The 15,726-nt window shown below is 29.8% G+C and carries 14 protein-coding genes; all 14 read right to left on the bottom strand.

Going from position 1 to position 15,726, the window contains the following annotated elements:
- Positions 1-78: 78 nt before the first annotated feature.
- Positions 79-1,824 (bottom strand): ABC transporter ATP-binding protein, encoded by a 1,746-nt coding sequence (locus RSA29_RS04300; RefSeq protein ID WP_346942386.1) that lies wholly within the window; start codon positions 1,822-1,824, stop codon positions 79-81.
- Positions 1,814-3,550 carry an ABC transporter ATP-binding protein gene (locus RSA29_RS04305; protein ID WP_346942387.1) on the bottom strand — a complete coding sequence of 579 codons (1,737 nt, stop codon included), beginning with the start codon at positions 3,548-3,550 and terminating at the stop codon, positions 1,814-1,816. The genes RSA29_RS04300 and RSA29_RS04305 overlap by 11 nt, the downstream gene beginning before the upstream one ends.
- A gap of 228 nt (positions 3,551-3,778) precedes the next feature.
- Entirely contained in the window at positions 3,779-4,222 is a 444-nt protein-coding gene (locus RSA29_RS04310) for a GNAT family N-acetyltransferase (protein ID WP_346942388.1), read from the bottom strand.
- Positions 4,223-4,523: 301 nt separating this feature from the next.
- A complete protein-coding gene (locus RSA29_RS04315) occupies positions 4,524-5,030 on the bottom strand; it encodes a hypothetical protein (protein WP_346942389.1) in 507 nt (168 codons plus the stop codon).
- A gap of 120 nt (positions 5,031-5,150) precedes the next feature.
- On the bottom strand, positions 5,151-6,110 hold the full coding sequence (locus RSA29_RS04320; RefSeq protein ID WP_346942390.1) for an ABC transporter ATP-binding protein: 960 nt from the start codon (positions 6,108-6,110) through the stop codon (positions 5,151-5,153).
- 11 nt (positions 6,111-6,121) lie between these two features.
- Positions 6,122-7,066, bottom strand: coding sequence for an ABC transporter permease subunit (locus RSA29_RS04325; RefSeq protein ID WP_346942391.1), 945 nt, complete (start codon positions 7,064-7,066; stop codon positions 6,122-6,124).
- Position 7,067: 1 nt separating this feature from the next.
- Entirely contained in the window at positions 7,068-8,036 is a 969-nt protein-coding gene (locus RSA29_RS04330; RefSeq protein WP_346942392.1) for an oligopeptide/dipeptide ABC transporter ATP-binding protein, read from the bottom strand.
- A 27-nt stretch (positions 8,037-8,063) separates the two neighbouring features.
- Complete coding sequence (locus tag RSA29_RS04335; RefSeq protein WP_346942393.1) at positions 8,064-10,508, bottom strand: ABC transporter permease subunit; 2,445 nt, start codon at positions 10,506-10,508, stop codon at positions 8,064-8,066.
- Between the two features lie 833 nt (positions 10,509-11,341).
- Positions 11,342-13,363 (bottom strand): ATP-binding protein, encoded by a 2,022-nt coding sequence (locus RSA29_RS04340; protein WP_346944354.1) that lies wholly within the window; start codon positions 13,361-13,363, stop codon positions 11,342-11,344.
- 272 nt (positions 13,364-13,635) lie between these two features.
- A complete protein-coding gene (locus tag RSA29_RS04345; protein ID WP_346942395.1) occupies positions 13,636-14,583 on the bottom strand; it encodes an N-acetylmuramoyl-L-alanine amidase in 948 nt (315 codons plus the stop codon).
- A 68-nt stretch (positions 14,584-14,651) separates the two neighbouring features.
- Positions 14,652-14,936 carry a phage holin family protein gene (locus tag RSA29_RS04350; protein ID WP_346942396.1) on the bottom strand — a complete coding sequence of 95 codons (285 nt, stop codon included), beginning with the start codon at positions 14,934-14,936 and terminating at the stop codon, positions 14,652-14,654.
- Position 14,937: 1 nt separating this feature from the next.
- The gene (locus RSA29_RS04355) at positions 14,938-15,222 is read right to left on the bottom strand and encodes a hypothetical protein (RefSeq protein ID WP_346942397.1); all 285 of its coding nucleotides are present in this window, start codon (positions 15,220-15,222) and stop codon (positions 14,938-14,940) included.
- An 89-nt stretch (positions 15,223-15,311) separates the two neighbouring features.
- Entirely contained in the window at positions 15,312-15,461 is a 150-nt protein-coding gene (locus RSA29_RS04360) for a hypothetical protein (RefSeq protein ID WP_346942398.1), read from the bottom strand.
- A 4-nt stretch (positions 15,462-15,465) separates the two neighbouring features.
- The gene (locus RSA29_RS04365) at positions 15,466-15,726 is read right to left on the bottom strand and encodes a hypothetical protein (RefSeq protein WP_346942399.1); all 261 of its coding nucleotides are present in this window, start codon (positions 15,724-15,726) and stop codon (positions 15,466-15,468) included.

The following is a 15,726-nucleotide window of genomic DNA, read 5'->3' on the forward strand; positions in this document are numbered from 1 at the left end:
CTTAAAATAATAATAAATCAGTATCCTCGGGTATTTTGAGTTATTATTTATTCTCAGATGACTTAAATCCATTCTTACTTATTTCCAAGTAAGCTTTTCAAGTTGCATATGCTGACTATACCACCTATCCATTTTTAGAATTTCATCAGGATTTCCAATATTTCTTACTCTGCCATCTTCTAATATTATTACTTTATCTGATGTAATCATTGATGATAACCTATGGGATATGGCAAGTATTGTTCTTGTATCACTAGCTCTTTGCAAAACTGAAATAATCTTTTCTTCTGTGATAGAATCAAGATTTGCAGTTATTTCATCTAGTAGTAATATTGGTGGATTTGTAACTATAGCCCTAGCAATTGCTAACAATTGTTTTTGACCTTGTGAAAATAAATTATTATTTTCTACTATTGTCTCATATCCATTTTCTAGAGATATTATATACTCATGCAATCCAACAAATTTAAAAGCTTCTTCTATATCTTTCCTTGATATTTTCTCATCTTGCAAACTAATTTGGTCTGAAATATTCCCTTTTATAAAGCTAAAGTTTTGATCTACATATCCAAATATATTTCTTTTCTCATTATTTGAAATACTATATACATCTACTCCATTTATAGTAATTGTTCCTTCACTTGGTTTAAGTAGTCCCATTATAAGTTTAAATAAGGTGGATTTCCCAACGCCTGTTCTGCCTATAAAAGTCGCCTTCTCCATAGAATCTATCTTTAATGAAATATTCTTCAACACATCAATATCTTCCTCATAATTAAAGGATACATTATTAAAATTAATTAATACTCTTGTTCTGTCATGGATAATTTCGCTAGCAGTTAATAGGTTATTTTTAGGGTCCTCTTCCTTTTCCCAATAAAAATCATTTACTCGGTTTATCCCTGAAATAGCACTCTGAATTGATTGTAGCTCCATTCCAAGATTTTCTATTGGTGAAAATAAATTTGAAATTAAATCTATGGATGCTGCCACCATTCCTAAAGAAATCCCTATATAATTAAATTGACTTGATGATAATAGTACTATCATTGAAATAACCGTAGCCCTTATAACTTGAATAATTGGGGCATATACTGAATCAAAATAATTCACTTTTTCTATAGTATTAAAATTTTCTTTAAGATATTCTTTATATTTATCTTCCATATATATTTCTTTGCTATAAGCCTTAATCATTCTAACATTTTTCAAGCTTTCAGAAATATGATTGTTGACTTTACCTACTAATATACGATTTTTCATTTGAGCCTTTAACATAAGTTTTTGAAAACTTCGAGTAATAAGATAAATAATAGGTAGTAAAATTAAAGTAACTAAGCCAAGCTGAACGCTAAAAAACCATATGGATATAATAATACCTAATATTTTAAAGCAGTCAATTACCATACTAATTATTCCACTTGTAAATAGTGAATTGATAGTATCTACATCATTTGTAAATCTGGATACTATTACACCTGATTCATTATTTGAAAAATAGCTAGTATTAATTTTTTCTAGTTTACACATCAGCTCTTTCCTTATTTCTTTAGTTATCTTTTGTCCTAATATAACTAACAAAGCTTCTTTCATAAAATCAAATATGCCAATAAATATTAGAACTGCAAGATATGCAATGGCAATACTGAGAAGTCCATTTACATTGCCACTTACTAAATGCTTATCAATAATAAGCTTTAATAATTGTGGTGGTATTAAACTAGATATAACAACACCCGCTATTATAAGTATTAAAAAAATAAATACTGTTATATTGTTTACTAAGACCTTTTTTATAGACTTAGATACTAAACTATTTCTCATAATCTTCACCCCTTTGCAAGGTCCATATAGTGGAATATCTATCTGAAGTTTTCATAAGTTCTTCATGTGTTCCATATTCCATAATTTTATCATCATTAAACATAATAACTTGATTTACATCTTTAAATATATTTAATCTATGAGATATTATGATTATTATACTTTCTTTATAATTCTCTCGAAGATTTCTAATTATTTGCTCTTCAGTTTTAATATCAATTGCTGAAAATGGTTCATCTAAAATTATAATTTTATTCTTATTTATTAGTGCTCTTCCTAATGCCATTCTGGCTTGTTGCCCACCACTTAATCTTATTCCTCTATTCCCAACTAAGGTATTTTCCTTCTTCTCCATAGATGCTAAATCTTTATCAAAGCAAATATCCCTAATAACCTCTTTAATATCCATATCCTTACCTAGGGCTATATTATTATAAATGGTATCTGATAAAAGCTCTGAATCATGACTTAAATATGAAATCATACTACTTCTTTCACTTGAAGTATACTCACTCAACTCTTTACCCTGAATTTTTATACTACCCTTATAAGGATATAGTCCCAATAAAGCTAGTCCTAATGTTGATTTTCCAGAAGCAATAGGTCCTGTAACCCCAATAATTTCTCCCGGCCTTGCACTAAAATTTATTCCATCTATAATTAACTCTTCATTACTTGGATAACTAAAGCTTAAGTTATCTACATTAATATTTATTTTCTCCACAGAAGTGTTCACTATTTCATCTTTTTTAATATATTCCCCTAAATATGGCTTTATTCTAATCCATGAAATTTTAGATTTTTGTGCTGAATTAAATAATTTCGCAGCCTTACTAGCCTTTGTTGCTGTAGCCGTAAACATAAGCATATATGCAGAAAAATCCCCCACACTTAAACTTCCGTCTATAACCTTACTTCCACCTAAATAAATTACGATAATTATCCCCATAAGTGCAATAATATTGTAAATAGGTTGCATAGAATTTTCTAAAATACTAGCTTTAATAGCCTTACTTTGCAAATCTTCTAATGCTGAAAAATACTCTTCTCTATTCTTACCCTCTATTCCATTAACCCTAAATAAAACAGTATGCTCAATGCTATCATAAATGAGGTCTGCAACTTCACTGCTTTTCTTCCTATATGCAATAGAATACTTATAAATAACACTCTTTAATACTTCTGCTAGCTTCATTGCAACAGGAATGAATATACATGATAGTATAGTTATCTTAATATCATAGAACATCATAGATATTAAATAAGCCGTCATTAAAACGCCGGTATCAAAGACTTCAGTGGTAACCTTCCTCATGCCCTCCACACATAACTCTACATCCGAAATAACCCTAGTCATCAAATTACCAATATTCTCATCATCAAGTTCAGAGATATTCTTATTCATAATATTATTGTAGATGATAAGACGCATGGTAGCGCTTGTACTATTTGCAAATCTCCGAACATAAAATCTTTTAAAAAATCTTGTAACTTGAATAAACAGAATGGTTCCAATAAACACCCCTATTTGTATCAATACTTTATTTACTGGAGATTCATTTAAAATAGAGTCTATTAATCTCCCTTGTAAGATAGGTCCTAGTACCATGGACGCATTAAATATAATCCCAAAAAATATTATTAAGAATACAACCTTCTTTTCTTTCAGCCAATAATTTTTAATAAGATTTGGCTGCTCTATTATGTCAATTTGTAATCCACTCATTGTTTCGCCCCCTTTTTATATTTTTATTTGCTCCTCAGTGCTCTCTAACACAAAGGTAAAATCCATTTTTCCATAACCGTAGTACTATTAACTTGATTTCATCAAGCCTTTTAGTTAACCTACTTAGATTATAATAAAATAGCAAGGGTAATTCCCTTGCTATTTTATTATATATACTCAAAATTAATATATAACTTTTTATTCATAAACTATATATTATAAGTTTAATTATATAATCTTAACCATTACTTTTTCTTTGTTTATATCAAATTCTCCGTTAAACCTAAACCCAAATTTTCCATATAAATGTAGTGCACATTCATTATCATCATAAACACTTAAATATATCTCATTACAATTATATTCTTTAGCTAGATGATTTATTAAAGCTTCTAATATTTCACTACCTAGACCTTTCCCTTGATATTTCTCATCAATTAGGTATCTATCTAACCACACTCTATGGTTTTCACTTTTGAAAATACCGTACATTGCAAATCCAACTAAATCTCCATCCTTATAAAGACCTACCGGCTGATAGCAAGATTCTTCTAAAGCTTCCTTTAAACATTCCTCAGTTGTCTCAATATATGATTTTTGATTTTCTGATACATGTAACTCTAATATTGCACTTAAATTTTCTTCTGTAACTCTCTTTATCTCTATACTCATATTTTTTTATCCTTCCAACTCACTACGAGTCTACGTTTAGATTAACACTTCAAATTTATCAAATGACATAAATACTATAACCTACCCCTATATATTTAACACTTTTATAAGCTTCTATTAATTATTTTGGGTTTAACACTTTTATAAGCTTCTATTAATTATTTTGAATGTAATTCTATATTCTATTATACATTTCCATAAAAATCTTGTAAACACCGTGTTATGTTACCATTTTACATATAAATAGCGCTATAAAAACTCCATCTCTAAAACACTCTTAAGATGGAGTTTATATTTTTATCTATACACAGTCTAAATTATCACACAAAACTATAATTTCTGATGGTGTTGTAATTGCGGGTATGCTCTTAGTGCTTGCACTATATACCACTACAAGATCTCTTCCTTTAATATCTCCTAAAAAAGTTTGACCATTTTGAAGCAATATATGTGTTTTACGTCCAATATTAAGTCTAAGTGACTCATCGCCACTTATTAATTCATCATTAAAATTATCCACCTTAACAATTTGCTTCTTTGACATTCTTGCTATAACAATAGCACGGAATTGAGGTGGAAATATCATTGGTGTAGGTGCTAATCCATTATAAAATGCTATTATATTATGTCCTACTCTAATATTAACATGGTCCACAAAGTAAGTATCAATTCCAACTACTAGATTAAAGTTATCCCCATCTCTAGTCTCTATAGACATCATCATTGTGCATCCTGATTCATCATTCACCGTAGTTTTCATCATTTCTATTCCAATAACTCGACCCTCAACACTCGAAAATTTTTTCATTTCAAAATCTCCTTCTATAAACATATACTATTATAATATATGCTATGTATAGAATAGATGTGTGACACTAAAATATAAAAACACTATTTTATTGCTGCAAAAATCCTTAATTTTAAACTATTATTTTTGAAGCCAACATCTGGACCAATGCCCTTTATAAATCTCTATTAACTCTGGTAATTCATTTCTACATTTTTCAAAAGCTTTATTACAACGATCAGAGAATCTGCATCCCTTTGATAACTGTGACAAATGTGGTACATAACCTTCAATTGTATCTAATCTCCTTTTTCTATCATCTATTCTTGGAATACACTCCATAAGTTGCTTTGTATATGGATTTATTGGATTTTCAAATATATCTGTACTCCTTGCTATTTCCATAACCTTTCCACAATACATCACCAATACTTCATCTGCCATCTCTGCTACCACACCTAAATTATGAGTGTTCAATATTATAGACATTTTATACTCTTTCTTAAGCTTACGTAATAATTCCAAAATTTCTGCTTGGATCGTAACATCTAAAGCTGTAGTTGGTTCATCCGCTATTAATATTTTAGGGTTGCAGGCTATTGCCATGGCTATCATAAGTCTTTGTCTCATTCCACCACTAAATTGATCTGGAAACTGATTAAATCGGTCCTCCCCATCGGTAATTCCCACTGATTTCATAAGCTCTATTACAACCTTTTTCGAATCTTTTTTGTTAACTCTTTTATGAATAATTAAAGCCTCTGCAATCTGCTCTCCTACCTTATTCATAGGATTTAAAATTGACATTACATCCTGATATATCATTGCGATTTCATTTCCTCTTATTTTACGCATTTGTTTTTCACTCTTCTTAAGCAAATCCTGTCCTTTATAGTATACTTCTCCACCAATTATTTTTCCTGGAAAATCAATTAACCCCATAATAGAAAGAGCGGTTACACTTTTTCCACTCCCCGACTCACCGATAATCCCTATTGTTTGTCCCTCATCTAACGCAAAACTAATATCATCTGCTGCAGGGTATTCCTTCCCCTCCAAGTAGAAATATGTTTTTAAATTCTTCACTTCGAGCAATTTCATATTATCACCCCTTAACAAGATTTTTTATTAGGTAATATGATATCTTTCAACTCATTAAACATCATAAAAACTAAATAATAAAAAAGTGCTAGCACTACTATAAATGATGTAAATGCCACGCCCGCTTCATATGGTGGAATCAACTCCATAGTATAAAAATATATTAAATAGTATCCCATGCCTCTAAAGTAAAACAACCACTCTACTATAATAAGACTTGAAAACATTATACCTATAACTGTTGGAAATCCTGACAACACTCCATACATTATACTTTTCATCATATGACTTTTTATAATCTGAAATTGCGAACAGCCCTTGCCCCTAGCTGCTAATATATATGGTTTTGTAAAACTTTCTTCTATTATATTTGCAGTTATTCTCGAAATATAAGCCGCTGGAAGTATTGCTATTGAAATTATTGGATAAATTGCATGACCAAATGTTCCATCCCCCAATATTGGAAAAGGACCTAATCCAAATATCGAAATTTGTTTATTATATAGATACAGTCCCCCTAATTGAACAATTGTTATTGTTAAAATATCAGGAACGGAAAGCGGTATCAATGATTGAAGTAACTTTATAGTTCCGTACCTATCATTCTTCCTACTATCGATAATTCCCTTTGGAACTCCAATTATTACTGCTAAAGTAGCTCCGCAAAATAGTATAGTTAAGCTTTTCTTTGCGGTTTCACTTAATAAACTTCCTATAGTTTTGCCTTGAATCATAACATTAAAAGCTTCACCACTCCAAAACACTCTAAAATTGACCTTTATGTTTTCAATTATTGTATTCATTCCCATATTGGGTGTATATTTACCTTCAGGTGACATAATATCAAAATTAACGGGTATTCCTGTTACAACTATAAGCAAAAATAATGTTACAAGGAGTATTACTATATTCCTAATAATTTTTTTAGTTATTACTTTTATTATTTCAGCTTTCATTTTAACCCCTCCCTGCTTCATATAAATGACAAGAAACTACCCTTCCATCATCAAGCGACATAAGTCTTGGTTCAAGACTTTCACATTTAAGCATTTTTTCAGGGCATCTATTATGGAAAGCACATCCTAATGGTATATTCATTGCACTAGGAATTTCACCTTTGAGCTTTATTTTATTAATATTTCTGCTAGGGTCTGGCACTGGTGCTGCCGATATAAGCGCTTTTGTATATGGATGCTTTGGAGAATCAAAGATATCATTCACACTACCTTTTTCTACTATTTTACCAAGATACATAACTGCCACATTGTTACTAACATGCTTTATCACACTTAAATCATGTGATATAAATAGATAAGATAATCCAAGCTCTTCCTGAAGATCCATAATGAGATTTAATATCTGAGATTGAACGGACATATCTAAAGCTGACACAGCTTCATCACACACTATAAATTTAGGTTTTGTTGCTAAAGCTTTAGCTATAGCGATTCTTTGTCTCTGCCCTCCACTAAACTCATGAGGTAATTTTTTTCCATCTTTATTTGATAGTCCTACCATTTCTAGTAATCTTCTCACTTCATTTTTATAATCTAATGGCTCCACTATTTTGTGTATTTGGAGTGGTTGAATTAAAATATCTTCAATAGTCATTTTATAATCTAATGCAGAATATGGGTTTTGGAATACTATTTGCAAGTCCTTTCTCAGACCTCTAAACTCTTTATTACTTATGGTACTAATATCCCTTCCGTCTAAGTATATATTGCCTTCAGTTGGCTCTAATAATCTTAATATTAATCTCCCTGTAGTTGACTTACCACTTCCTGATTCTCCAACAAGCCCAAGTGTCTCACCCTTTTCCACTACAAAATCGATACCATTTACAGCATTTACAACACCTTTGTTTATGCCAAAAATTTTATCTTTTATTATAAATTCTTTTTTTAAATTTATTACCTCTATCATAGCTTTCTCCTTTTCAAAGGTTTTCTACTAATCCATAATATGAGAATTCATTGTCATTGTATCTAAAATTATTTGACCAATGCTTTCCATTTTTTCATAATTTATATTTCCTATTGTATCAATGCTGCTATTAATTCCATCTATAGAAGGATTTCCTACTCCAATGCATGAAAATGCATTTAACCTCAAATAGTACATTGCTCTTGTGGTTGTGTAATCATTATGAAATCTTTTATATTTTACATCCATTTGTTTAAACCTCTTCTCTATCTCCAATCCCATGAGATAATTACTTTTATCTGCTCTTTGAGCTGGAAATGTTATAAGGTTTAAATATTTGTCCTTAACATAACCCGGATAGCTTATATCAAAATAATAGTATCCATGTGACATTGCCATGTCTACGGGTATACCCTTGGTTATACTATAATCACGTGATCCATCAATATTTGAGTACTTCATCATTTCATACTCATTATCCCAAAAGACAAACTGAATTGATTTAGATAGTGGCTCCTCTGCAATAGACAACTGTCTTGCCACTTCCAACGCCGTTGCCGCAGGTGTTGCCGTCATTACATATGGACTTTGATTTTCACTTATATGAACACCATCGTAACTTGCTCCTATAATTATTAATTCTCCAGGCTCTTCATAAGTTTTATCTTTACCAGGTAAAAATGCAGTAATATTTCTCCCCTTATGCTCTGGTAGTATTGGATAATCGAAGTTTATTTCAACTTCTCTATACCCCATCTCTAACTGTTCCCTTAAATCATCAAATGGAAGAATCGCAGTGTATTTAAACATATATGAATTGTTATTTGTGTTATATCCTTCATCTAATATAAACTTTATATCATAACTTATGTTTTTACCTGGACCTGCCTTCACAATATTTGGAGTTTTAAATTCGCCCACTTCAAACCCCTCAAAATTCCTCTCAACTGAAAAAAACTCTGTACCCTCTGGTATCACACCTGCATTTTCAGCATCTGCAGCAACTCCCTTATAATTTAATTCCTCTTTTGAGTCATGTGTAAATATATTTTTACTCACCGTTTCGATTGTGAAATCTTTATGCAGCCTATAAATCTTCTCCTCACCATTATCATTTATAAGTTTTATCCATCCGGATTTAATTACCATGGGAGCTAGTATTTCTGGACCTACTACTTCCACATTTGTTGTTGGATTCTTTTTGGTAGACATCAGTGGTATTTCCAATGTATCCACCTCATATCCATATGATTTTAAAGTATCAATTATATATTCCCCTGCTAAATATCCTCCATTAGTCCCAGCTACCCTACCTTTATATTTATCATTTGTAAGTTCTTCAAGATGAACTTTAGCTTGGCTTAAATCAAATTTATAAGTACTTGGATGCCAAGGAATTATCACATATGCAATAAGTCCTATTATAATTGAAGTTTTTATAATTACAGGCTTATAGTATTTTTTAACCTCCTTAATCTGAGATATAAATATCTTTGGAGATACTACATAAAAAAGCTTTCTAATAGAACTAATCACTCTAGACTCTCTCTTTTGAAATTCTATTCTAAGGCCTTCTCCCGTAAGATTTATTCCAATTATTGCAATACTAAAAACTAATATAGGATATATTGTCATCCAATATGTTGTCTTGTAGGCTTTAACATTTATCGCGATTCTAGAAAGGGTACCTCCCCATTCAGGTTCTGCATTCATCTGATAATTTGCTTTAAATGCTAACTCCTTAATTTTTCTTGTTACTCCAACAAACACACACAAAACCGCTAACTGAGCAATTAAAAACAATGCCATCCCCATTTCCTTGAAAAATAAACTTACACTAGTTGGTAGTATGTGAGGTAGCACATTTTGATATGCTATCTGCCATCTGGTTTTTCCTATAGCTATTTCTCCTTCAATAAAGTCTTCTTCCATCACCAGCCTAGTTGAATCCTCAATAATTCCTGCTAACTTTGACCATCCCACAATGGTAAGTACTATTGCAAAGGCAAGAATTGATTTATCCATTTGTAGATTTCTAAAATATCCTATATTTAAAATAATAAAACTAAATATAAGCATGGGTATTGCCGTAAAATATATGTTAAATATTTTTATTATGTTTGAAATGAACTTTGCACCCATCCCTGCTGCTAAACCAAGTGGTAAAGCCAAAATCATTCTAAATATAGCTACAAGAAATGCGAGTTTTAATGTATTTCTCGTTCCATATACAAGTCTTGAATATACATCCCTTCCAGCATCATCTGTTCCAAATATATTATCCTTGTTAGGCTGCATTGGATTATAAGCAAATTTTTCTGCCCATGCCCCTTTGTCTTTATATTCTATATATTTAGGTGATTCTTCAAAAAGAGGGTCCTTGTCAGTAAAAAACCCTGGCCATAAGGCAACTACCCCTAGAAATATTACAATTATACTTCCAAGAAGAAGTGGAAAATTTATCTTTTTCATAATAATTGATACCCCTTTTTAATAACATTCTGATTATATGAATATGTTTTTATTTTATTAAAATGCTAAATCAACTAATTTTTATCTCTTATTTCATACTGACTAATATTTCTACTGCTTTTTTCACTTCTAATGACATCATTGTTCTACTTATCCAATTAACATCCCCATCTTCTAAAATGCAAAAATCCCTCAAACTATATAGTTTGAGGGACAATTAAGAGAACTTTTAGTGCTTTACCACTTGGAACTCTCTATCCATTATTATATTTGAAGAATTTACTGCCTCTTTATGAACTGTCATGAACCTTTGTAGAAAACTTAATTTATCCCTTTGGTCCTCGTAAGTTGAACCACACACTCAACATGATGCCCTTGTGCAATACAATGTTATAGCATGTAAACTTGTGTTATACTAAGTGTTTTAATCCGAAACCTATTGTTATTCTTTGTGAAAACGTATTTTCTTACTTTAATCTATGTGGTACACACTGGTGGCAAATTGGTGACATTGCCACCATACCAAAAGCTTAACTTTCTCCTAGACTTTTATAATTTCTACTTAATAATAAAGGATACTTAACTTAGTATCCTTTATCGTTCCTTAACATATACTATTCACTTTTGCTTTAATATTGGTATTATTGGAATCTATATTCTAGGATTTAAATTTACTTATACCTATTTATGTATAATATCAAAATTTCTGCACATAATTTATGTGTGAATCATGTAAAGAGATGACTCCTCTTTTACTATTCTTTTCTCATATTAATAACTCAACAAAAGAAAAAGGCAACCAGATTATTAGTCTTGTTGCCTCTTTTACTATTCTATATTTTATTTTTCAATTCTAATATTTCTTTTGTAATTTCATTAACTAGAGCTCTTCCTTCTTCATCACTTAAATTATCAATTTCATCTTTAATTAAAACCTTATTAAATTCTAACTTTTCTAAAATATATTTATGATTAATTTCAAAGTTTTTAAAAACATCATCCCAAGTCATAGCATAAATTTCAAAACTATTTAAACTGTTGATTAAGAATCTTTTACCTTTAATTTCCCACGCCTTATACATAGCCTCAATATCATCATTAACTTCTGAACTAACCATTATAAATTTCCATTTCCTTAATCTACTATTAAATTGTGGCTCCTTAGAAATGAGTAACATATAATCTTCTATTTGCCTGTATATCTTTTTTGTAAGAACTACTCTTGGTGCCTTTAACTCTACAATTATATTTTCTTCAAGTTCGGTTGAATTTTCCGAGTAAACACTTCTGGATCTGTACATAAAAATATCTGGACGTCTCTTTTTTTCCGGATTATTTATTGTATAATTCTCCATACTCTCATATCCATCTAATAAATAGGTATATTTTTCTAATGATTTCTCGAAATTTACATCCGCAGATACTAAATGGTATTGTTCACCAAATATCCAATAATTATTTTCTATTATTTTCTGTATATGATCTCTCTCATTGGTAAACATAGTTTCATCATAAATTAATTTCTTAAGTGCTTCTATTACTTTAAGCCTATTTTGAATAGATGATACTGTTCTAAGAATTTTTGATAAAGTAGTTTTCTTTAGTACATCATTTAATTCCAATCTTTCCTCTGGAGTTAAACTTGTTATACTATCCATAATATTTATAATACCCTCCCTTTCATCAGTATCTAGCAACAAATTAAGAAAACCTACAATAGATTTTTTATTTTCAATGGAACCAACAAATATTTTAGGTTGAACTGCGCATATCTCTGTTAAAACTTCCTTTAAGTCATCTTTTCTCATTAAATCATATCTGCTATCTTTAAATTTAGGAAAAGCGCCTTCCTTTTCAAGTTCGTCAACTATTAAAGGAGCTTGACTCTTAGTGAAATGTTTAATTTGGGATATTACCAATTCCCTTAAGTATTTTTCTAGAATTTTAAATGTTTTATCCTTTTGATTTTTATCATTGAAAGCACTAATCTGATTAGCATCTATATTTTTAATATCATCAATAGGATAAAAATCATTGAAATAATTCGACCGTACATATATACTATGTGGAAATTCTAGAGTTTTATTATTAAATGATGTCGGTTTCTTATAAATTTGCATATAATTTTCATTAATAAAATACGAATAATATTTTTGCTTTATTTTACCTACCCATTTAATAAAGTTTACTCTAAATGAGGCTCCCTCTATCTCAAATGTTACATCTTTACTTAATGATTCATCTATAAATTCCATATAATCCAATTTATTCCCATTTATAGTTATTTCATAATTATTATCTTTATTAAGATATAAAAACCATGCAAATTTATCATTGAAATATTTTGTAAACTTATTTGATTTAACATCTTCTGTATTTATAGAATTTATACCATAAATAGTTACTTCAGTACCAGTATTATTATCTGTTAACTCTTTATCACTTACATCAAATTCAGTTGAAGTTGATCTAAATATTTCAATTTTAAACCTTTCATTAGTGTCCCCATTATTACAAATAGTTTCCCAAACAGCTTGATTTCCAAAAGATATAAACGAAAATCTACCTTTACCTTTTGACCCATGAACATTACTACACTTTTTTATAGTTGTTTTTTTAGAATCTAAAACACATTTAAATGTGTTTTCCAATTCCTCAAAGTTAATTCCTTTACCATTATCCTTAATTATAACTGAATCAACTGTATCTAGTTCATTATAAGTGAATGATATATCTATTTTAGTTGCCCCCGCATCAAATCCATTCCATATATATTCACTTATTCCATCTTTATAATCTTTGTTAGATATTAACTTATCAATACTCCTATTCGTTAATTGAGCCGTATGCTTCATATTTATACCCCCCACTTATTCTTGCACTTCAAAAATAAACCAAGTATAATAGAGGTATATTAAAGAAATACAATTTATCATTTGAAACCACTGTTGATTTAGCCGTTATAGTGGTTTTATTTAATTTTACAATAAATTCAATAACTTTGTCTATACACCATCACAATTATAATTGTTATATTTATATGATAGTTATTCTATTTGAATCCTCTTGAAATTATAGCATAAAAAATAAGGCTAGTAGGGAGTAAAATCCTTGCTAGCCTTTAATCCTATTTCCTTATAAGTGTTATTTCCTTAGCTCCTGCAGCCATTTCTTTTTCCACTGCTGCAGCAATATCTTTAAAATAAGTTTCTCCATAATATAAACCATTAACTTTCATATTATAAATACTAGGTTTATCCTTAATATCTATAGTTATAAAATTATAAGCATCTTCAATATCGGTAGCATTGTTTCTATACTTAACATGACAAACTACTTTGTACGTGACCGGGGTTTTAGGCATAAAGCTACAGTTATTACTTTCTTGCCAATCAGTAATTGTTGTCCATGATCCATTCAATTCATAGAAATATTTATATAATACATTTGGATCTGTACTATGTGCATATACTGTAATTTTATTATCCACTTCTTGATTACCTTCAAAACTCATTTCATCTATTTCAAGTTTAATAGTCAATTCTATTCCTGGATCAATTCCATTAGCTATTGCTGCAGCTATTGCATCAACATTGTTATTAAATATTGCTATATCATCATTGTTAGTACAAAATAAAGTTTCTACTATTATAGCTTCCATATTGCTAGCCTTCAAATCATGATAATCCTTAACTCCTTTACTATATTTAATCCCACGATTAGAAGTTTTTAGATTTGATATGTTTGTACATATTCTATTACTTATAGCTATAGCACTTGAGCTATTAACATCATGAACCCAACACTCAACTCCGTTGGCATTAACATTTGTAGCTGCATTTAAATGTATAGTGATGTATATGTCACAATTGTTTAAATTAGCTTTGTTAGTACCTTCTGACAACTCAGAATCAATAGAACTAGCATTACTATTACAATCTATAATAGTGTGTCCTCGTGACTCTAATAGCAACTTAACTTTATTAAATAGTATTACACAACTATCAACCTCATCTATTATTCCTACCGCACCTCTACAATTTAGTGAGTGACCATACCTTAACCCTATTTTCATAATTAATTCCTCCTAAATTAAATTCGCAAACGCTTGCGATTATTAAAAACAAAAGAGTAAGGTTTCCCTTACTCTGATTTAGATAACTGTTTAGTTGTTTGATTAATTCCTATTGATACACCCCAACATAAAATACCTTGTAATACTGCATTTACAATAGCATAAAATAAAACATTATATTCTGCATTAATTATATTTAATAACACCGCAAAAGTTATGCAGAACACCATAAGTGCTAATGTTATATACTTGTCCTTAAAGCTATCTAACTTCTTTAAGAACACACCAAATACATAACAAGCTACAATTATTATAATTAAATTCTCTGGGATAAAAGTTAATAAATTTTCCATTTTACATCTCTCCTTTTTCTATTCCATCAATTCTTTTATGAGCACTCTTTGTGCTTTCTTCATTTTTTATTAATCTTTCCTTGATCTCCTGTATATCTCTTTGTTGTGCTTTAATATCAATTCTAATATCATCTACACCTTTAGATATATAATTCAATTGTGTCCTTGTTTCAGCCTCTTCTCTAGTATCTGCTCTTATGTCATGTCCCTTGTTTCTTTGAAAACTAAGATAACTTAATACAGCCCCTAAGAATGTACAAGCTAAAGCAACGCTTATATTTTCCACACTTTGCACCATCCTTTTTATTTTTAAACATAAAAATAGATTAGAATTTAATCTAATCTTGCATCATCCATCTAATCCTCTTGATCTGTCTAAAGTTTATTAACTTCTACCAATATTTCAGTTTTTTCACTTTCAGTAAGTTTTGTATATTCTAATATAATATCCTCACTTGTCCTATTTTCTTGTATCATTCTAGCCTTTATTGCATTTACAAATATACTTTTTTTCCAACTTGGCATACATCTACACCCCCATCATATTAGCTATGGCTATTTCTATGTTCACCATTCTAGTTTCCATTGTACTTGGTACTATATCTATATATTCATACCAAACTTCATTTGTAGATTTTCTACATTTAAGAATTGCAATCTTGCCTTCTATATTCTCTTTTAAGGGTAATGATTCTATTGCGATACCTTTAACTTTGTCTTTTTCTGTTAATGTTCCTTCGTCGAATACTATACTAGTATCGTTATTTTGATTTTCAAATAAATATATCAT

Origin of the sequence: Clostridium sp. (genome assembly GCF_036660475.1) — a bacterium.
Lineage (GTDB): Bacteria > Bacillota > Clostridia > Clostridiales > Clostridiaceae > Clostridium_J.

Bases quoted from the DNA above. Each gene is read 5' to 3' on its own strand.
- RSA29_RS04300 (WP_346942386.1), bottom strand. From the start codon at position 1,824: ATGAGAAATAGTTTAGTATCTAAGTCTATAAAAAAGGTCTTAGTAAAC.
- RSA29_RS04305 (WP_346942387.1), bottom strand. From the start codon at position 3,550: ATGAGTGGATTACAAATTGACATAATAGAGCAGCCAAATCTTATTAAA.
- RSA29_RS04310 (WP_346942388.1), bottom strand. From the start codon at position 4,222: ATGAGTATAGAGATAAAGAGAGTTACAGAAGAAAATTTAAGTGCAATA.
- RSA29_RS04315 (WP_346942389.1), bottom strand. From the start codon at position 5,030: ATGAAAAAATTTTCGAGTGTTGAGGGTCGAGTTATTGGAATAGAAATG.
- RSA29_RS04320 (WP_346942390.1), bottom strand. From the start codon at position 6,110: ATGAAATTGCTCGAAGTGAAGAATTTAAAAACATATTTCTACTTGGAG.
- RSA29_RS04325 (WP_346942391.1), bottom strand. From the start codon at position 7,066: ATGAAAGCTGAAATAATAAAAGTAATAACTAAAAAAATTATTAGGAAT.
- RSA29_RS04330 (WP_346942392.1), bottom strand. From the start codon at position 8,036: ATGATAGAGGTAATAAATTTAAAAAAAGAATTTATAATAAAAGATAAA.
- RSA29_RS04335 (WP_346942393.1), bottom strand. From the start codon at position 10,508: ATGAAAAAGATAAATTTTCCACTTCTTCTTGGAAGTATAATTGTAATA.
- RSA29_RS04340 (WP_346944354.1), bottom strand. From the start codon at position 13,363: ATGAAGCATACGGCTCAATTAACGAATAGGAGTATTGATAAGTTAATA.
- RSA29_RS04345 (WP_346942395.1), bottom strand. From the start codon at position 14,583: ATGAAAATAGGGTTAAGGTATGGTCACTCACTAAATTGTAGAGGTGCG.
- RSA29_RS04350 (WP_346942396.1), bottom strand. From the start codon at position 14,936: ATGGAAAATTTATTAACTTTTATCCCAGAGAATTTAATTATAATAATT.
- RSA29_RS04360 (WP_346942398.1), bottom strand. From the start codon at position 15,461: ATGCCAAGTTGGAAAAAAAGTATATTTGTAAATGCAATAAAGGCTAGA.
- RSA29_RS04365 (WP_346942399.1), bottom strand. From the start codon at position 15,726: ATGATATATTTATTTGAAAATCAAAATAACGATACTAGTATAGTATTC.